This window comes from Rhodococcus sp. NPDC055024 (assembly GCF_053608585.1).
The window spans coordinates 202,786-221,456 of the sequence record NZ_JBSGVT010000003.1; the positions used below are offsets into that span (position 1 = coordinate 202,786).

Genomic DNA, 18,671 nt, shown 5'->3' on the forward strand with positions numbered 1-18,671 from the left:
AATCAGCGACCCAGAATTGTCCGAACGAGTTTGAATCCCTGACCGATCGACACGGTCGGCAGATATGCCCGCCCGACCGCGTTGCCGATGCTCGGTAGCGCGGCCGGATCGGCGAATGTCATGTGCATCGGTACGTATCGGGGTTGAAACTTCGATTTGAAGGCCAGCAGCGATCGGAAGCCGTACACCGGTTCCAGCGTGCGACCGAGTAGATCGAGGACGCTGTCCATCATCGCCGAGAAGGTCGTGGCCTCAGGTTCGGCTGTGTCCGTAGTGGAGTCGGCGGCGATTGTTGCCAACGGTGCACCGGACAGACTGAGGAACTCGACACCCTCCTCCTCCAATTTCAGTGCGGCAGAAGCAATGAGGAACTCCATCGCGGGCCGGAACCCTTCGGAGCGTCGCCTCATGAAGTCGAGGGTCCAGCCGACGACCTGGCCGTCGCGATGCACCGGCAGCCACGACGTGACACCGTGCACGGTGCGATCCTCGTCGACGGCGATCAGGCAGCGCACCGCCTCGTCGTCGACCTCGTCGAGCCCGCCGAGAGTGAAGCCCATCTCGGGCATCCCCTTGTCCGCCACCCACTCTTCCGAGATCGCGACGATCTGATCCTTGATCGCGAGAGGCGCGTGCGGGAAGGAAATCCACTCGGCCGTGATCCCGGACTTCTTCGCCCGATTCAGTGCCGTGCGCACGTCCTGGAACCGCTTGCCCGTGAACGCGATTCCGCCCAGATCGAGCACTGTTTCCTCGGCGACCTGTAGGCCGCTCCAGCCCATGGAATCGGTAATGGTTCGCGCGTCGTCGGTCACCGAGTAGAAGCAGGGAATCCACCCGTTCGACGACGCGAACTCGGCGAACCCCTCGATTGCTGCGCGCATCCGATCAGGAGGACCGACCGGGTCACCGGTGGTGAGTGCGACTCCGGCGATGACGCGGTAGGCGACGTAGCTCGAACCGTCTGCACTGAACCAGTAGGTGTTGCCCTTCCACGTCGTCATCCACGACAACGGACTGCCGGTGCCGGCGAGCAACATCGATCGCGCACGTTCGGCGGCTTTCGGATCAGCGGTCTTGACGGGCTTGAGGAAGCTCACGAAGACCAGTACGGCAGCAACGCCCCAGAACACGACGCCGGTCCACTCGAACAGCAACGTCGACTCGATGTCCACGGGAAGCAGACGCGGGTCGATCAACTGCAGGTACACCGGCGGTACGAGGCGCTGAGGGAAGTCTGCGAGCAGCATGGTGACAGTGGGCTCGCGGTCGAACCCGTGCCTGGCGAGCATCCCGCCGCCCACGTAGATCACGGCGAGGACCCCGAGCAACGTCACGATCGCGACGCCCAAGCGTCTGTATGTCCTGGCCGGGGCCGCCACGTCGAAGTATCGGCGTGTGGAGATCAAGAGGATCAGCACGAACAGCGGCGTCAGGAACGGCACGAGTGTTCGGTACACGTTCGGATCGCTGATTCCGTAGAACAGACTGTCACTGTCCACGGCGTCGACGAACCTGATGACGAAGTTCCCGATCGAGAGGACGAGCAGGACAACCTGAGCGCACACCGTCGCAATCCAGGCGAATCTGCGGCCACGCCGAAGCCCGTCGCTCAGCACCAGGACAAAAATCGACGGCATCAGCGAGAGCAGAGTCGGCCCGATACCCGAGAGTCTGAGCTCGAGGAGTCCTCGCCGGCAGTCCGGGTCCGACGCGGACTCCTCGCACAGTTCTCGAACCTCGGCGACGGTCCACGGAACTCCGCGGAAGAGGTCACGCAGGACGGCAAGTGGACCTACCGCTTGCGGGGACAGTGCGGCGATCATCGGGCCGATCGCACTGGCCGCCACGACGATGGCCACGAGGACGCGGCCCTCCCGCTGGGTCCCGGCGATTCGCTCACCGCGAGCCGACCGTCCCACGATCCACTGGCCGATCACCAGACCTACGACGGCGGCGAAGAACCTGATGACATCTTGAAGTTGGCCGCTGAACAGGGCCAAGGTGATGGTCAAAGCCAGGGTTCCGACGCGGATGCGTCGACGCCACAGTGTGCCCATGTTCGAGCTGGCGGCCATGGCGGCGCCGACGATCCATGCACTCGCGCCTACAGCGGAGCCGACGTGTAGGCGGAATCCCCAGTTGGAGTCGAACACCTTCGCGAACGATGCCCAGCCGAGTCCGAGGAGCACACCGAGGATTTGGGTGCTCGCTCCGGCGATTGCGAGCTTGAGCGTCCCCATGCGCCGCTCGAGGGGCGCAGCGACCGCGATCAGGAGCACGCTCGCACCGATGTACCCGAGCAGGTTTCCCGCCCACAGAGCGGAGGTGAGCGGAGTCCAAATGCGTCCGTGCTGGATCGAGCCCATTCCCGCGCCGATCGCGTGCTCGAGATCGCGGGACGGTCCGTGCACCAGGCTGCCGGTGGCGGCGCCCAGGATCCACATGGTGAGAAGTAAAACGACCGTCAACGGTGCGTCGCGAATGCCGAAACGAACGATGTCGGCAGCTTTCTGCGCGACTGCCCGTGCCCGTGATGTGGATTCTGCGGTGCTCGGCGAACTGTCGATCGTCATCTACGTGCGGCTGCTTTCTGCGGATCGACTGGCGGTGTCCAATTAGGGCATGTTCATTGTCGGGACTTTGGTCGTCTTTCACCACCGTAACCGTCACGCAGATCACTATGGCCAATACCACACCCCCACCGAGGCGGTTACTACTACCAGTAGTACGTATTTCGTCGTGGAAGTCCGTAGAATCGAAGAATGGCAGGTCTAGGTGAACTCGAACGCGCGGTGATGGATCATTTGTGGTCCACATCAGAACCGCAAACTGTGCGACAGGTGCATGAAGCACTCGCGACGCATCGCGAATTGGCGTACACGACGGTCATGACCGTTCTGCAGCGCCTGGCGAAGAAGCATCTGGTGATTCAGCAGCGTGACGATCGCGCGCATCGCTATCTTCCCGTCAACAAGCGCGAAGAACTGGTTGCGAGCCTGATGGTCGACGCTCTCGCCCAGGCTCCGGAGTCCGGCGGTCGCGCTGCGGCACTCGTTCACTTCGTGGGCCAGGTCAATGCAGACGAAGCAGATGCTCTCCGCGAAGCGCTCGCTGCCCTCGAGGTGCGCGAGTCCGCGAAAAAGGCTGCGCAGCCCGGAATTTCTAGGCCGAACTGAATTCGTCGTGCATGATGTGTAGGACATGAACGCCACTACTGCACTGGTTTTCGGACTGCTTGCCTTGTTGCTGGCCGGTCCGGTTCCCGCACTCCTGAGCCGCTCCACGTGGCCTTACCGCGCTCCACGCGCGGCGTTGGTCCTGTGGCAAGCCGTCGCGATTGCTGCGGTGTTGTCGGCATTCAGTTCGGGCCTGGCCATTGCCAGCCAGCTGCTCGTTCCCGGCGCTGACGGAAGGCCGACGACGGCCCCGACCGCCGAAATCGATGCACTCGGACTCCCTCTGTGGATTCTGTACGTGGTTGTTTTTGCCCTGACACTCCTGATCGGCGCAAAGCTGATCTTCTCGGTCATCCAGGTCGCCGTGAGAACCCGACGTCGCCGTGCACGTCACCGCGTGTTGGTGGACCTTCTCGACGACTGCGCCATGCCCGCGTCGGTGGAACGCACACCCGATCTGCGAGTGCTCGACGTCGACGAACCGATCGCCTACTGCCTGCCAGGTCTGCGCCAACGCGTGGTTCTCAGTCAGGGCACTCTGCAGAACCTCGATCATGCCGAGGTCAAGGCCATCCTGACGCACGAGCGTTCACACCTGCGAGCTCGTCACGATCTGGTCCTCGAGGCATTCACGGCCGTCAACCACGCGTTCCCCCGTTTCGTCCGTAGCAAGTCGGCTCTGGGATCGGTACAACTCCTGGTGGAGTTGCTCGCCGACGATTCAGCTGTGCGCGCTACCGGTCCCACTCCCCTCGCGCGGGCACTGGTCGCGTGTGCCGGATCGACGGCACCCCGCGGAGCGATGGCAGCAGGCGGCCCGTCAACGCTCATCCGAGTGCAGCGCCTCTCGGCTGACGATGCCGATCCCCGGATTGCGATTTTTGCGTATCTGGGGGCGGTCGCCATTCTTGTGGTGCCCACCGTGGCTGTGGCAGTGCCCTGGCTCACGGAACTTCGCCTGCTTTTCAACGCCTACTGAGTCTTGACCAGCGCAACCACGTGTAGTAGTGCAGGTCACAGGCGGGGTTACCTGACTTCGACCTAGCCGGTGGCGTAGAGTGGATCACGGCCACCATCGTGGTCCGTCAACATATAACGGCACACAGCCCAATTCCCCGCAGTATGCGTTCGGATTGCCAGGTGACATGTGCCCTGGCTCGTCCCTTTGCGAACTGTGTCGTGTATTTCAGCATGGCTTCTTCCGCTCCGCGACGTGCCCGTAGTCCGGAGAGGTTTCCGCGTGACCAACGCTGTCCAAATGTCGTCTTCCGAGAACATCGAAGACACCACCGTCAACACCCCCGCTGCCGAAGAAGCAGTCGCCACCGAGCCGGGTATCACCTTCGCCGAAATCGGCCTGCCCGAGCAGCTTGTTGCCGCATTGGCGCGCAACTCCATCACCGTCCCGTCCCCCATCCAGGCGCAGTCCATCCCGGACGCGCTCGCCGGAACCAACGTTCTCGGCCGCGCACAGACCGGATCGGGTAAGACCCTCGCATTCGGCCTGCCGATGCTGACCCGCCTCTCGCGCCACGAGGATCGCCCGGCCGCCAAGCGTCCCCGTGCACTCGTGCTCGTCCCCACCCGTGAGCTTGCTTTCCAGGTGGTCGACTCCCTCAACTCCTACGCCGGCGCACTCGGACTCACGGTTCGTCCCGCTGTCGGTGGAACGCCGTTCGCCAAGCAGGTCGATCAGCTCCGCCGCGGCGTCGACGTCCTCGTCGCCACCCCGGGTCGTCTCGGCGACCACCTGCGTCAGGGCACTTGCATCCTCGACTCGGTGGAAATCACCGCACTCGACGAAGCCGACCAGATGGCGGACATGGGCTTCTTGCCCGAGGTTCGCTCGATCCTCGGTGAGACCCCCGCAGACGGACAGCGCCTGCTGTTCTCGGCGACCCTCGACCGTGAGGTCCAGTCGCTGGTTCGTCAGTTCCTGGCCAACCACGTCACGCACTCCACCGAAGACGGCCGCGCGAGCGTCGACACGATGGAGCACTACGTCCTCCTCGTCGACCGCGGCCAGAAGGATTCCGTCCTCGCCGAGATCGGTGCCCGCGACGGACGCACGATCATGTTCGCCCGTACCAAGCTCGGTTGCGAGGGAATCACCGACCGACTCCGCGCAGTCGGCATCGCTGCCGAGTCGCTTCACGGCGGCAAGGCTCAGAATCAGCGCACCCGCGTCCTCGAGCGTTTCAAGAACGGCCGCACCCCGGTCCTCGTCGCAACGGACGTCGCAGCGCGCGGAATCCACGTCGACGGCATCGACCTTGTCGTTCACGTCGATCCCCCGGCTGACCACAAGGACTACCTGCACCGCGCGGGTCGTACCGCTCGCGCCGGCGAGAAGGGCACCGTTGTCGCAATCGTGCTGCCCAACCAAAAGCGTCAGTTCAAGCGTCTGACCGGAATGGCCGGCGTCAATGCCGCTGCCGTCGCCGTCACCCCGGGTTCTGCTGAGCTGGCTCGTATCACCGGCGCCAAGAAGCCGACCGGAGAACCGTTGCGCGAGAGCTCTTCTCGTGGCGAGCGTTCCTTCGGTGATCGTGGCGGAAGCCGCGGCGGCTACCAGGGCAACCGCTCTTCCGGCGGATACCAGGGCAACCGTTCCTCGGGTGGGTACCAGGGCAACCGCGACGGCGAGAGCCGCGGCGGCTACCAGGGTGATCGCTCCAGCGGTGGATACCAGGGCAACCGCGACAGCCGCCCCTCGACCGGATACCAGGGCAACCGCTCTTCCGGTGGATATCAGGGCAACCGTGACGGTGAGAGCCGCGGCGGCTACCAGGGCAACCGCTCCTCCGGTGGCAGTGGCTACCAGGGTGATCGCTCCAGCGGTGGATACCAGGGCAACCGCGACAGCCGTCCGTCCTACGGAGACCGCGACAGCCGCCCCTCGACCGGATACCAGGGCAACCGCTCCTCCGGTGGATACCAGGGAAGCCGTGACGGCGAGAGCCGCGGCGGCTACCAGGGCAACCGCTCTTCGGGTGGCAGCGGATACCAGGGCAACCGCGACAGCCGTCCGTCCTACGGAGACCGCGACAGCCGCCCCTCGACCGGATACCAGGGCAACCGCTCTTCCGGTGGATACCAGGGCAACCGCGACGGCGGAGACAACCGCGCAGCCTCGACCAGCGGTGGTGGCTTCCGCAGCCGCACCGACCGTCGTAGCTATGACGGATTCGACGGCCCGAAGCGCGATCAGCGGTAATACCTGCGCTGAGCTGCGGCTCGACAACTGAACACTGAGAACCTTCCGGCTGCGCCGGAAGCTGTATCGAGACGGATGCAGGTCACTGCAATTAAAGTGATCTGCATCCGTGTTTTGTATGCACGGTCTGATGTTCACGCGCGTCGCGGCCGCACAGTTTTCGGCTGCGCACAGCGCAGGATTTCACAGCCGCGGACCGAGAGGGAAAGCTGTAAGCATGTCAACCACTAGCACCGAATCACCCCGAGCTCAGATCGGCGTCACCGGCCTGGCCGTCATGGGTTCGAATATTGCCCGCAATTTCGCCCGCCACGGTCACACCGTTGCCCTGCACAACCGCAGCATCGCCAAGACCGATGCTTTGATCGCCGAGCATGGTTCCGAGGGCGATTTCGTGCGCACCGAGACCGTCGAAGAGTTTGTTGCCGCACTGCAGAAGCCGCGACGCGTCCTGATCATGGTCAAGGCCGGCGCTCCGACGGATGCTGTCATCGAAGAACTCGCGAACGCCATGGAGCCCGGCGACATCATCATCGACGGCGGTAACTCGCTGTACACGGACACGATCCGCCGTGAAGCCGCGATCCGCGCCCGCGGTCTGCACTTCGTCGGCGCTGGTATCTCCGGCGGCGAAGAAGGCGCACTCAACGGTCCGTCGATCATGCCGGGCGGCCCGAAGGAGTCGTACGAGGCTCTCGGCCCGCTTCTCGAGTCGATCTCCGCTCACGTCGACGGCACACCGTGCTGCACGCACATCGGCCCCGACGGCAGCGGTCACTTCGTCAAGATGGTGCACAACGGCATCGAGTACGCCGACATGCAGCTCATCGGTGAGGCGTACAACCTCTTCCGTGACGCGCTGGGTTACGACGCCGGTCAGGTCGCCGACGTCTTCACCGAGTGGAACAAGGGCACGCTCGAGTCCTACCTGATCGAGATCACCGCCGAGGTGCTCCGTCAGGTCGATGCCGAGACCGGCAAGCCGTTGGTCGACGTCATCGTCGACGCTGCCGAGCAGAAGGGTACGGGCCGCTGGACGGTCAAGTCCGCTCTGGATCTGGGCGTGCCGGTCACCGGTATCGCCGAGGCCGTGTTTGCTCGCGCACTGTCCGGTAGCCGCAATCAGCGCGCCGCAGCCCAGGCGCAGGGATTGGCTTCGGGTTCGCTCGGCGACAAGCCGGTTGACGCCGAGCAGTTCGCCGCTGACATCCAGGCCGCGCTGTACGCGTCGAAGATCGTGGCGTACGCGCAGGGCTTCGACCAGATCGCTGCCGGTAGCGCCGAGTACGACTGGAACCTCAAGCCTGCCGACTTGGCAACGATCTGGCGCGGCGGCTGCATCATCCGTGCGCAGTTCCTCAACCGCATCAAGGACGCGTTCGACGCGGATCCGAGCCTGCCGAGCCTGATTCTGGCGCCGTACTTCCGCGAGGCCATCGAGGCGGGCATCGACAGCTGGCGCCGTGTGGTCGCCACCGCGACGATGCTCGGCATTCCGGTACCGGCGTTCGCGTCTTCGCTGTCGTACTACGACGGTCTGCGTGCAGAGCGTCTGCCGGCCGCCCTGACACAGGGTCAGCGCGACTTCTTCGGCGCGCACACCTACGAGCGCATCGACAAGCCCGGCAAGTTCCACACGCTGTGGAGCGGTGACCGCAGCGAAATCGAGGCCTGATTCACAGCGGGTATCGGTGGATGCGGTTATCTGCGTCTACCGATACCCGGTAGCCTGGACAAATGCAGGAATCGACGATCGACTCGCCCACCTCGACCGAAGGGCGTTCGTTCGTCGACCTCGGAATCCCCGCCGTGATGGTGCATGCGTTGCGCCGGAGCGGCATCGATGCTCCCTTCCCCATTCAGTCGGCCACCATCCCCGATGTCCTTGCCGGCCGGGATGTGCTCGGGCGCGGCGCGACGGGTTCCGGGAAGACTTTGGCCTTCGGGCTTCCGATGTTGGTGCGCCTCAAGGGTGGGGCGAGCAAGCGGAATCGTCCTCGCGGCTTGGTGCTCGCTCCCACCCGCGAACTGGCGATCCAGATTCACAAAGCACTCGACGACGCCGCTACCGAGATCGGTTTGCGTGTGGCCAACGCGGTCGGTGGTGTTCCCATCAAGCGCCAGGCCGACATCTTGACCAGGGGCGTCGATCTGCTCATCGCCACTCCCGGCCGTCTACTCGACCTGCTCGAGCAGCAGTCGGTCGTGCTCGACGACGTCGTGATCACGACCATCGACGAGGCCGACCACATGGCGGACATGGGCTTCATCGACGAGGTCGCGAAGATTCTCGACACGACCCCGAAAGATGGTCAGCGTCTTCTCTTTTCGGCAACCCTCGACGGTAAGGTCGACGATCTGGTCGCGGGTTACCTGCGCAATCCGGCGTCGCACTCGACTGCTCCCCCGGTTGCCACCGTCTCGACGATGGAGCATCACCTGCTCTTCGTCGACCGCGACGACAAGAGATCCGTTGTCGCACATATCGCTTCGCGCGCGGGGCGGACCATCATGTTCGTCAAGACCAAGCACGGCGTGGATCGGCTTGCGCAGCAGCTGCATTTGATCGGTGTCTCTGCCGGCGCTCTGCACGGCGGTAAGACGCAGAACAACCGGACCAAGACCCTCGCGTCGTTCTCCGACGGAACAACTCCCGTCCTGGTCGCCACTGATGTCGCGGCCCGCGGAATCCATGTCGACGACGTGACCCTCGTCGTTCACGTCGATCCCCCGGCCGAGGCCAAGGACTACCTGCACCGCGCCGGCCGGACCGCTCGCGCCGGCGAATCGGGCGTCGTCGTCACCATCGTCACCGACGAAGAACGTGACGCGGTCGAGAAGTTGACCAAACAGGCAGGCATCAAGGTTCACGGTGTGCGGGTCCGCCCCGACGATCTGGAACTCACGCGTATCACCGGAGCAATGGAGCCGACGGGCATTCCGGTCGAGGCTCCCGATACGACCGTCGCCGTCAAGCACACCGCAAAGCGTGGACGCCAGGAACACGACACCGCAGGTCGGACGGCTGCCGGTGGCCGCATGAAAAAGGACGGCGACAAGCGAGCCGCCTCCTCGCGGCGCGTCACCGATCCCAAGAGTGTGAAGAAGATCCGGGCCGACGGCACCCCGGTCCCGACCCGTTCGGAACGTTTGGCCTCCAAGGGCCTGACGCCGCGGCGGGGTGCACCGGGCGCAGGAAAGCCGTCTGCCGGAAATCGGGCGGGCAAGCGCGCACACTGAGGACATGGGTGATCTTCCACTGATCTCGGTTCTCTGCGCACTCGTCGCCGCACTGCTCTTCGCGTGCGCTTCCGTCGCTCAGCAGCGGGCAGCGTCGGCGGTTCCCGAGGGCGAGGCGCTGGTGGCGTCGCTGATTCGGAGCCCTCGGTGGTGGGCCGGATTGATCGGCGACGGCGGCGGTTACGTCATGCAGGCCGTTGCACTGTCGTTGGGTTCGGTGTTGGTGGTGCAGCCGCTGATCGTGACCTCTCTGCTGTTCGCGCTGCCACTCTCGGCCAAGTTCTCGGGTATTCGCATCACCCGTTCGGCGTGGTCACTGGCGATCATGCTCGCGATTTCGTTGGCGATCTTCCTCGTGGTCGGCGATCCCACCGAGGGCGACAGTAATGCTCCGTGGTCCGATTGGGCTGTGCCCCTGACGATCACGGTCGCAGTCGCCGTGGTGGCGACCATCGGCGGCTTGTCCAAACTCGACGGTGGTTGGCGCGCACTGCTTCTCGGCTCCGCGGCCGGCATCTTCTACGGCGTTGCGGTCGCGTTCACCAAGTACGTCACCGACCTACTCGGACACGGCGTCGTCGGAGTGATTTCGGCCTGGCAGACGTGGGCTCTGATCGCCTCGGGCGCTATCGGGGTCTACCTGCAACAACGTGCGTTTCAGGTCGGGCCGCTGTCGGCGTCGCTGCCCGCTCTCACGATCGGCGAGCCGATTGCGGCCATCTTCCTGGGGATGACGGTTCTGGACGAACGCCTACGCGTCGACGGCCCCGGAATTGCTCTCATCGGGTGCGCTGTCGCCGTGATGATCATGACTACGATCGCCCTCTCCCGCTCACAGGCACGCGATACCGAGGGCGCTACGGCGGAATCGACGGTAAGCTCGTGAAACGTGCAGTTCCTCGAAGGGCAACGCCCCCCATACGACCTGACCTACGACGACGTTTTTCTCGTCCCTAACCGGACAGAGGTCACCTCCCGGTTCGACGTCGATCTCACTTCTTCCGACGGATCCGGAACCACCATTCCCGTCGTCGTCGCCAATATGACCGCAGTGGCCGGCCGCCGTATGGCCGAGACAGTTGCCCGCCGCGGCGGGCTGGTCATCATTCCGCAGGACGTCCCCACCGAAGCCGTCGCCGAGACCGTGGCATTCGTCAAGAGCCGCCACCTCGTCGCCGATACGCCGGTCACCTTGAGCCCCGACGACGCCGTCTCCGACGCGCTGGCGCTTCTGCCCAAGCGCGCTCACGGCGCCGTCGTGGTGGTCGAGGACGGTAAGCCGCTCGGTGTCGTCACCGAAGCCGCCTGTGCGGACGTCGACCGGTTCACGCGCCTACGTACCGTCGCGATCACCGACTTCGTCACCGCCCCGGTCACCGCTACACCTCGCGAGGTGTTCGAACTCCTCGAAGCCAAGCATGATCCGCTGGCAGTCATCGTCAACGAAGACGGCACTCTTGCCGGGGTCCTCACCCGTACCGGTGCGATTCGTGCGGGAATCTACGATCCCGCAGTCGACGATCGGGGCGCACTCCGGGTTGCTGCGGCGGTCGGTGTGAACGGTGACGTGGGCGCCAAGGCCAAGGCACTCGTCGATGCCGGTGCCGACGTGATCGTCGTGGACACGGCTCACGGTCACCAGCAGAGAATGATCGATGCACTCACCACCCTCAAGGCGCTCGATCTCGGCGTCCCGTTGGTCGCAGGCAACGTGGTCTCCGCACAGGGAACCCGTGATCTGATCGCCGCGGGGGCGGACATCGTCAAGGTCGGCGTCGGACCCGGAGCCATGTGCACGACTCGCATGATGACCGGCGTCGGACGCCCGCAGTTCTCGGCCGTCGCGGAATGTGCTGCAGCAGCACGTGAGCTCGGCAAGCACGTCTGGGCCGACGGCGGCGTTCGCCACCCCCGCGACGTTGCACTCGCCCTCGCGGCGGGCGCGTCGAACGTCATGATCGGCTCGTGGTTCGCCGGCACGTACGAGTCCCCCGGCGACCTCAAGGTCGATCAGGCGGGCAATGCGTACAAGGAGAGCTTCGGCATGGCGTCCAAGCGCGCCGTTGCCGCTCGCACAGCCACCGAAACGGCTTTTGATCGCGCTCGTAAGGGATTGTTCGAGGAGGGCATCTCCAGTTCGCGGATGCGTCTCGATCCCGAGCGCCCGGGAGTCGAGGACCTGATCGATCAGATCTGTTCCGGCGTGCGCAGTACCTGCACGTACGCGGGTGCGCGCTCCCTCGAAGAGTTGCACGAGAAGGCAGTTCTCGGTGTTCAGTCCGCTGCCGGATTCGCCGAAGGACGGCCGCTTCCGTCAGGTTGGTGAACTGGGCTCCGTGACAGTCGGCGGGTGCTCGGGTCCCTACTCCCGGGCACCCGCCGGTATCATTGGTTCCGTAAACAGAAAACAAAACTCGGTCGGGTGCCCTTCGGCGACCCGACCGAGCCCGCTACAGCCGAGAAATCCTCGGCTCTGACGAGAGGAACCCGGTGCCCGAGGCACCCACACACTTACCCGGCGCTACACCCGTCGTTTTATCCGAGGAATCGTCTGATTCCGCCGGTTCGGAGGGCTCCTCTAGCGAGCCGGGAGACAAACCCGGCGGCCCCCGTGCACAACTCAGGTGGCGATGACACATGGACATCGTTTTCACCATTCTCAGCCTCTTCGGCTTCATCGCGCTGACTGCAGGCACCGCCCTCTTCGTGGCGGCCGAATTCTCACTGACCGCGCTCGAGCGCAGTACCGTCGACGAAGCCGCTCGCGACGGCGACCGACGCTCGCGCCAGGTTCAACACGCGCACAAGACTCTCTCGTTCCAGCTCTCCGGTGCCCAACTCGGCATCACGATCACGACACTGATCACCGGTTACCTGGCCGAGCCCGTTCTGGCGCGGTTCATCACACCGGTTGCGAAGGCCGTCGGACTCAGCGAATCCGCTGCCTCGACAACATCTTTGATCTTGGCGCTGGTACTCGCGACGTCGTTCTCGATGATCTTCGGCGAGCTCGTACCCAAGAACCTCGCAATCTCCAAGCCGATGCCCACCGCCCGTGCAACTGCGGGCCTGCAGGCCGGCTTCTCGCTGATCTTCAAGTGGGCAATCAACGGTCTCAACGGAACTGCCAACTGGATCGTGCGACGCCTGGGCATCGAACCCGCGGAGGAACTGCGCTCGGCACGCTCACCGCAGGAACTCGGATCCCTCGTGCGGACGTCCGCGCAGCGCGGCTCCATCGACAAGGGCACGGCGATGCTCGTAGACCGTTCGCTGCAGTTCGGTGACCGCACCGCGGAAGAACTGATGACCCCGCGAGTGAAGATCGAATCGCTGGAACTCTCGGACACCGTCGCAGACCTGATCGTGACGGCGTCGCGGACCGGCTACTCGCGCTTCCCGGTCGTTCGCGGTGATCTGGACGACACGGTCGGCGTCGTACACATCAAGCACGCGTTCACGGTTCCCGCCGAGCGCAGGCGCACGACGCGAGTCGACAGTCTGGCTCAACGTGTTCCGGTCGTGCCGTCGAGCCTGGACGGTGACACCGTCATGGAGCGGATCCGCTCGGACGGCATGCAGGTCGCTCTGGTCGTCGACGAATACGGCGGAACTGCGGGCATCGTCACGATGGAAGACCTCATCGAGGAAATCGTCGGCGATGTGCGCGACGAACACGACGAGCCCGAGCTGGACGTGCAACGCGTCGGCGACGGATGGTCGTGCTCAGGTCTCCTGCGTATCGACGAGGTCACTTCGGCTACCGGATACACCGCGCCCGAAGGCGACTACGACACCCTCGGCGGATTGGTGCTCACCGAATTGGGGCGCATCCCCGATGAAGGTGACGAAGTGGAGTTGCCCGACATCGACTCGTCCGGGGATTCCCGCGGAAAGTGGATCGCCCGAGTGACCAGCATGGACGGCCGTCGTATCGATCGAGTGACCATCACGCCGGTCCCGGCGGACGTCGAACCCGAATCCGCCGACCACGACAAGAAGGAGTCCGACGATGAATAACCTCTTCGGCGTTCTCCTGACCGTAGTGTTGCTCGCGAGCAACGCATTCTTTGTCGGCGCGGAATTCGCGCTGATCTCCGCTCGCCGTGACCGTCTCGAGGCACTGGTCGCGCAAGGCAAGAAGCGGGCACTCACAGTCATCAAGGCCGGTGAGAACCTGTCGCTGATGCTCGCGGCGGCTCAGCTGGGTATCACGATCTGCTCGATCCTTTTGGGTAAGGTCGCCGAACCTGCCATAGCGCACCTCCTCGAGGTGCCGATGGAAGCCGTCGGCCTGCCTGACGGGCTGCTGCACCCGATCTCGTTCGCGATCGCGCTCTCGCTCGTCGTCGTGCTGCACATCCTGCTCGGCGAGATGGTTCCGAAGAACATCGCGTTGGCCGGCCCCGAGAAGACGGCCATGCTGCTCGTTCCCGTGCATCTGGCCTTCATCAAGATCGCTCGCCCGATCATCGCGTTCTACAACCTGTGCGCAAACGGCGTGCTGAAGCTCCTGCGCGTCGAACCGAAGGACGAACTCGACGTCACGGTCTCTGCCGTGGAGTTGTCCGCGATGATCGGTGAATCGCGATCCGAAGGTCTGATCGACGCCGAAGAACACCGTCGGTTGAAGCAGGCTCTCGAATCGACCGATCGCACGGTGTCCGAGGTTCTGATCACCCTCGACAAGGTTCGGACCATTCCCCTCACACCGTCGGGAACAACACTGGGTGAGATCGAGCGTGCAGTCATCGAGACCGGATACTCGCGTTACCCGGTGCGGGCGAGCGACGGATCCCTGGCTGGATACGTGCACCTCAAGGACGTGCTCGACGAGGTTCTGGACGAAGCTGCCGGACCGGACACCGTAGTTCCGACGTCGGATATCCGCCCGCTGCCGATCGTTCCGCTCAGCACGCCGCTGGCCGAAGCGTTGGCCGGCCTTCGTCGGGCCAGCTCGCACCTCGGTGCAGTCACCGACGTGGACGGAGTGGTGATCGGTATCGTCGCGCTCGAGGATCTCCTCGAGGAGTACGTCGGCACTGTTCGCGACGGCACGCACCGCGGCACGGATGCTGTTCCCGGACAACGAAACAGCTGATCGATGACACGTTCGGTGCACTCACTCGCACTCGCGCAGAGCGAGTGGACGGCTCGGCGGGCACTTCACCTCGAGGAGGTGGAGAAGCTCGTCGAGCCGCACCGAGCGCGTCGTAGCGCCGGTATCTCGCACCCGGTGCACGACTTCCTCTTCACGTACTACAACTTCAAGCCCGCTCAACTGCGGCGCTGGCACCCCGGCTACGGAGTCGCGCTCGAGAATGCCGGTGAATACGCAGCCTTCTCCGGCTACCGCGTCGATTCGGGTACCGCGACGGTCGACGTTTCAGTGCTCGAGCGGCGCCGTCACACTGTCGAATTCGTGTGGAATCTGTTGAACCAGACGTCTGCGCGGCCCGCTGTGCTCGGCTGCTTCGGCCTGCACGAATGGGCGATGGTCTATCGCGGCGGCGAGGATGCGATCCGGCACCAATCCGTGCCGCTGCGGCTCGGATTCGCGGGTACCGACGCGGTCGTCGAATCCTTGCCGCTCAAATGCACGCACTACGACGCGTTCCGGTTCTTCACGCCGGACGCGGCCCCCAAGAATTCGCTCCCCCTTGCCCGGGAGACTCAGGCGGACCACGAGCAGCCGGGCTGCCTGCACGCCGGTATGGACCTGTACAAGTGGTCTTTCAAATTGTTGCCGCTCGTCGATTCGGATCTGGTGATGCGGTGCTTCGAACACGCGCTCCTGGCCCGTGAACTCGACATGCGCGCGAGCCCCTACGACCTCGCCGAGTACGGGTACTCCCCCATTCGCATCGAAACTCCCGCCGGACGCGCCGAATACGTGCGCCAGCAACAGCACTTGGCGGATCGTGCTGCGCCGCTCCGCGATACGCTGGCAAAGAAGTGTCGGGAGCTTCTCGACCACTGAACTGCCCGAAAGGCGTCGTATGGATCACGGGTACGGGTTCTATCTCGACGAATACCAACGCGACGTCGGGGTGCAAACCGATGACCGGCGCGGGCACATCGAATGCCCGGACTCGGCGGGCTTTCTCGCGGCGCACTTGCCGGTGTTCGACCTCGCTGCGGGTTCGGTTGCGGCGTTCGCCTCTGCGATTGATCGAGGATCCGGGCACTGGACCCTGAATCCCGAGCGTATCGCCGCGTCCTTTTCGAGCGATCGCCTGTTCCGCACCGGAGGCGAACCGATCAACGGGTTTTCCGAGTACTCGGGATTCTTCGCCGCCCGTGACGGTTGGGTCCGCACGCACGGTAACTATCCGCACCATCGCGACCGACTGCTCACCATTCTGGAACTCGAACCTGGATCGTCCAAAGAAGCAGTGGCGCAACGTATATCCGAACTCTCTGCTATCGAGATCGAACAGCAAGCCGCCGAGATCGGTGCCATCGCGGTTCGCGTGCGTACCGAGACCGAGTGGCGCCTGAGTGAGCAGTGTGCAGCCGCGAGGTCTGCGCCTCTGGTATCCATCCGAGCACGCGAGATGGGGAAACCGCGCGCACTTCCGACGCGCCCACGCGTTCTCGACCTGACCCGCGTCATCGCCGGCCCGGTCGCAACCCGCGCCCTCGCTCTGGTCGGCGCCGAAGTTCTACGGATCGATCCCCCGGCGATCCCTGAAATCGGATGGCAGCACCTCGACAGTGGCCAGGGCAAGCGGTCGGCGCTTCTCGACCTGAAATCCTCGGAGGGTGCGACAGCGTTCCGCGAACTCCTCGAAACAGCCGACGTGCTGGTCACCGGCTACCGGCCGGGTGCACTCGAAGCGCTCATCGGGCGAGATCTTCCCGCGCACCTGATTCACGGTCGTGTCAGCGCATGGGGTTGGGAAGGTCCGTGGGCGGATCGGCGCGGCTTCGACAGCATCGTGCAGGCCGCGTCCGGTATCTCGTTCCTCGAGGGTGGAGAGAAACCCGGCGCCCTTCCCGCACAGGCACTCGACCACGCAAGCGGGTACTTCCTTGCAGCAGGGATCCTCGACGCGTTGACCATGCGCTCGCACGACGGCCGTGGCCGCGCTGTCGACGTGTCGCTGGCAGGTACCTGCGCCCGCCTTCTGGACGCGCCTGGGCGAAGCCTCCACCCCGGCCTGCCGACGGCCCCCGGCTTCGATGCTGTTGTCAACCACGGCGACGTGACCACCGCACGACCCGCGTTGGCAGAGTTCGAGGACTACCCTTCACCGGCACATTCGTGGGGATCGGATCCGGCGGAGTGGGCACACTGAGGGACCGGCACATTCAGGGCAAGATGGACCTGTGAAGTCACATACCTACACACTCGACCTTCAGTGGACGGGCGATCTGGGATCCGGAACGTCCAGCACACAGGCATATTCGCGCGATCACGCAATATCCGCGGTCGGGAAGCCGGAGCTTCTCGGCAGCTCCGATCCCTCGTTCCGCGGTGACGCGCAGCGGTGGAATCCCGAGGAACTGCTCGTAGCCTCGCTCGCCCAGTGCCACATGCTCTGGTACCTTGGCCTGGCAGCGGCCGCCGGGGTCGTCGTTCTCGACTACAGCGATCAGCCGGTCGGCAGCATGATCGAGGAGTCCGACGGCGGTGGGCAGTTCATCGAAGTGACCTTGAATCCGACGGTGTTGGTCGCCGACGCGTCGATGGTCGAGACGGCCGAAGATCTTCACGGCCCGGCACACACGAAGTGCTTCATCGCTCGTTCGGTGAACTTCCCGGTCCTGCATTCCCCGACGATCCTGGTGGCCACCGATGAGTGATGTCCACAAGCTGATTGTCGACGTCGACACCGGTATCGACGACTCGCTGGCACTGCTCTATCTACTCGCCAGCGCCGAGGCCGAGATCGTGGGGATCGCGAGTACCGCCGGCAACGTTCCCGTGGAACAGGTCGCGGCCAACAACTTGAACTGGCTCGCGCTCTGCGGGGCCCCGGACATCGAGGTTGCACTCGGTGCCCGCGAGCCCCTGGTCATCCCGCTGCGCACCACCGAGGAGACTCACGGTCCGCAAGGAATCGGGCATGCCGTGCTCCCCGATTCGGGTCGTGAGCTCTCGGTTCGTACCGCCACCGACCTCTGGGTGGATCTCGTCCGTGAGTACCCCGGACAACTCACGGGGTTGGTGACGGGACCGCTCACCAATCTGGCCCTGGCGATCAGACGCGAACCCGACCTTCCCTCTTTGCTGAAACGACTGGTCGTGATGGGTGGGTCGTTCAACTATCCGGGCAACACGACGCCGACTGCGGAGTGGAACGTCTCGGTCGATCCGCACGCCGCCAAGGAAGTGTTCGACGCGTTCTCGGTAGTGCCCGCGCACCGACGTCCGATCATCTGCGGCCTCAACGTCACCGAATCCATCGAGATGTTCCCCGAACATGTGCGTCGGCTCGCGGACGCTGCCGGGAGCACGCCGGAAGAGATTATCTCTCCTGACGACGGCCCCGACGTCCGCAGCTCCGCCTCCAACAGCGTGATCCGGCATATGTCCGACGCGATCCGGTTCTACATGGAGTTCCATCGCGAGTACGACCAGGGATTTCTTGCTCACATGCACGACCCGTTTGCGGCTGCTGTCGCGCTCGACCCGGCCCTGGCGACCCTGAAACCGGCAACGGTGGATGTCGAAACCGAGAGCCCACTGTTGGTCGGAACCACTGTCGCGGACTGGGTCGGACATTGGAAACGCGAACCTAACGCGGACATCGCGGTCAGCACCGATCCGGCGGAATTCTTCGATCGACTTGTCCACCGAGTGGGAAATTACGCCCGCGCCGTGGGTTGATCGAGCGCGGCACCGGCTATGCTCGCATGGACAGAACACCAACGAACGAGAACCGAAGGACCCTGACGTGCAGATTTCCAGCCACGATGCCTCCCCGGCATTTGCGCTCGGATTGATGGCGTTCTGGCCCACTCGTCGTAGCGCATGCTTCGATCAGGCGTGTTGCTGAGCGGCGATTTCTCGCTGCCTGCACCCCTGA

14 protein-coding genes are annotated in these 18,671 nt (G+C 64.4%); 13 read left to right on the plus strand and 1 reads right to left on the minus strand.

Annotated elements, in window-relative coordinates; translation table 11 throughout:
• Nucleotides 1-2: 2 nt before the first annotated feature.
• Nucleotides 3-2,576, minus strand: coding sequence for a bifunctional lysylphosphatidylglycerol flippase/synthetase MprF (locus ACWF6P_RS09730; RefSeq protein ID WP_452620889.1), 2,574 nt, complete (start codon nt 2,574-2,576; stop codon nt 3-5).
• A gap of 189 nt (nt 2,577-2,765) precedes the next feature.
• Here ACWF6P_RS09730 and ACWF6P_RS09735 point away from each other — a divergent pair, with 189 nt between their 5' ends.
• The 13 genes from ACWF6P_RS09735 (at nt 2,766) to ACWF6P_RS09795 (ending at nt 18,472) form a co-directional block, all read left to right on the plus strand.
• A complete protein-coding gene (locus tag ACWF6P_RS09735; protein ID WP_003944876.1) occupies nt 2,766-3,179 on the plus strand; it encodes a BlaI/MecI/CopY family transcriptional regulator in 414 nt (137 codons plus the stop codon).
• A gap of 25 nt (nt 3,180-3,204) precedes the next feature.
• Nucleotides 3,205-4,158 carry a M56 family metallopeptidase gene (locus ACWF6P_RS09740; RefSeq protein ID WP_230815619.1) on the plus strand — a complete coding sequence of 318 codons (954 nt, stop codon included), beginning with the start codon at nt 3,205-3,207 and terminating at the stop codon, nt 4,156-4,158.
• Between the two features lie 261 nt (nt 4,159-4,419).
• Complete coding sequence (locus tag ACWF6P_RS09745) at nt 4,420-6,396, plus strand: DEAD/DEAH box helicase (RefSeq protein ID WP_378630148.1); 1,977 nt, start codon at nt 4,420-4,422, stop codon at nt 6,394-6,396.
• Nucleotides 6,397-6,613: 217 nt separating this feature from the next.
• On the plus strand, nt 6,614-8,071 hold the full coding sequence (gene gndA / locus ACWF6P_RS09750; RefSeq protein WP_378445999.1) for an NADP-dependent phosphogluconate dehydrogenase: 1,458 nt from the start codon (nt 6,614-6,616) through the stop codon (nt 8,069-8,071).
• A 62-nt stretch (nt 8,072-8,133) separates the two neighbouring features.
• Nucleotides 8,134-9,636, plus strand: coding sequence for a DEAD/DEAH box helicase (locus ACWF6P_RS09755; protein ID WP_452620890.1), 1,503 nt, complete (start codon nt 8,134-8,136; stop codon nt 9,634-9,636).
• Nucleotides 9,637-9,640: 4 nt separating this feature from the next.
• Nucleotides 9,641-10,522 (plus strand): DMT family transporter, encoded by an 882-nt coding sequence (locus ACWF6P_RS09760; RefSeq protein WP_452620891.1) that lies wholly within the window; start codon nt 9,641-9,643, stop codon nt 10,520-10,522.
• A gap of 3 nt (nt 10,523-10,525) precedes the next feature.
• Nucleotides 10,526-11,962, plus strand: coding sequence for a GuaB1 family IMP dehydrogenase-related protein (locus ACWF6P_RS09765; protein WP_378630162.1), 1,437 nt, complete (start codon nt 10,526-10,528; stop codon nt 11,960-11,962).
• 311 nt (nt 11,963-12,273) lie between these two features.
• Nucleotides 12,274-13,656, plus strand: coding sequence for a hemolysin family protein (locus ACWF6P_RS09770; protein ID WP_452620892.1), 1,383 nt, complete (start codon nt 12,274-12,276; stop codon nt 13,654-13,656).
• Entirely contained in the window at nt 13,649-14,737 is a 1,089-nt protein-coding gene (locus ACWF6P_RS09775; protein WP_378630164.1) for a hemolysin family protein, read from the plus strand. Before ACWF6P_RS09770 ends, ACWF6P_RS09775 begins: the two co-directional genes overlap by 8 nt.
• 3 nt (nt 14,738-14,740) lie before the next feature.
• Nucleotides 14,741-15,616 (plus strand): 3-methyladenine DNA glycosylase, encoded by an 876-nt coding sequence (locus ACWF6P_RS09780; RefSeq protein ID WP_452620893.1) that lies wholly within the window; start codon nt 14,741-14,743, stop codon nt 15,614-15,616.
• A 19-nt stretch (nt 15,617-15,635) separates the two neighbouring features.
• Complete coding sequence (locus ACWF6P_RS09785) at nt 15,636-16,937, plus strand: CoA transferase (RefSeq protein ID WP_452620894.1); 1,302 nt, start codon at nt 15,636-15,638, stop codon at nt 16,935-16,937.
• Between the two features lie 31 nt (nt 16,938-16,968).
• Nucleotides 16,969-17,445: an OsmC family protein gene (locus ACWF6P_RS09790; RefSeq protein WP_378533049.1), complete on the plus strand. Its 477-nt coding sequence runs from the start codon at nt 16,969-16,971 to the stop codon at nt 17,443-17,445.
• Nucleotides 17,438-18,472, plus strand: coding sequence for a nucleoside hydrolase (locus ACWF6P_RS09795; protein WP_452620895.1), 1,035 nt, complete (start codon nt 17,438-17,440; stop codon nt 18,470-18,472). Before ACWF6P_RS09790 ends, ACWF6P_RS09795 begins: the two co-directional genes overlap by 8 nt.
• Nucleotides 18,473-18,671: the final 199 nt, after the last annotated feature.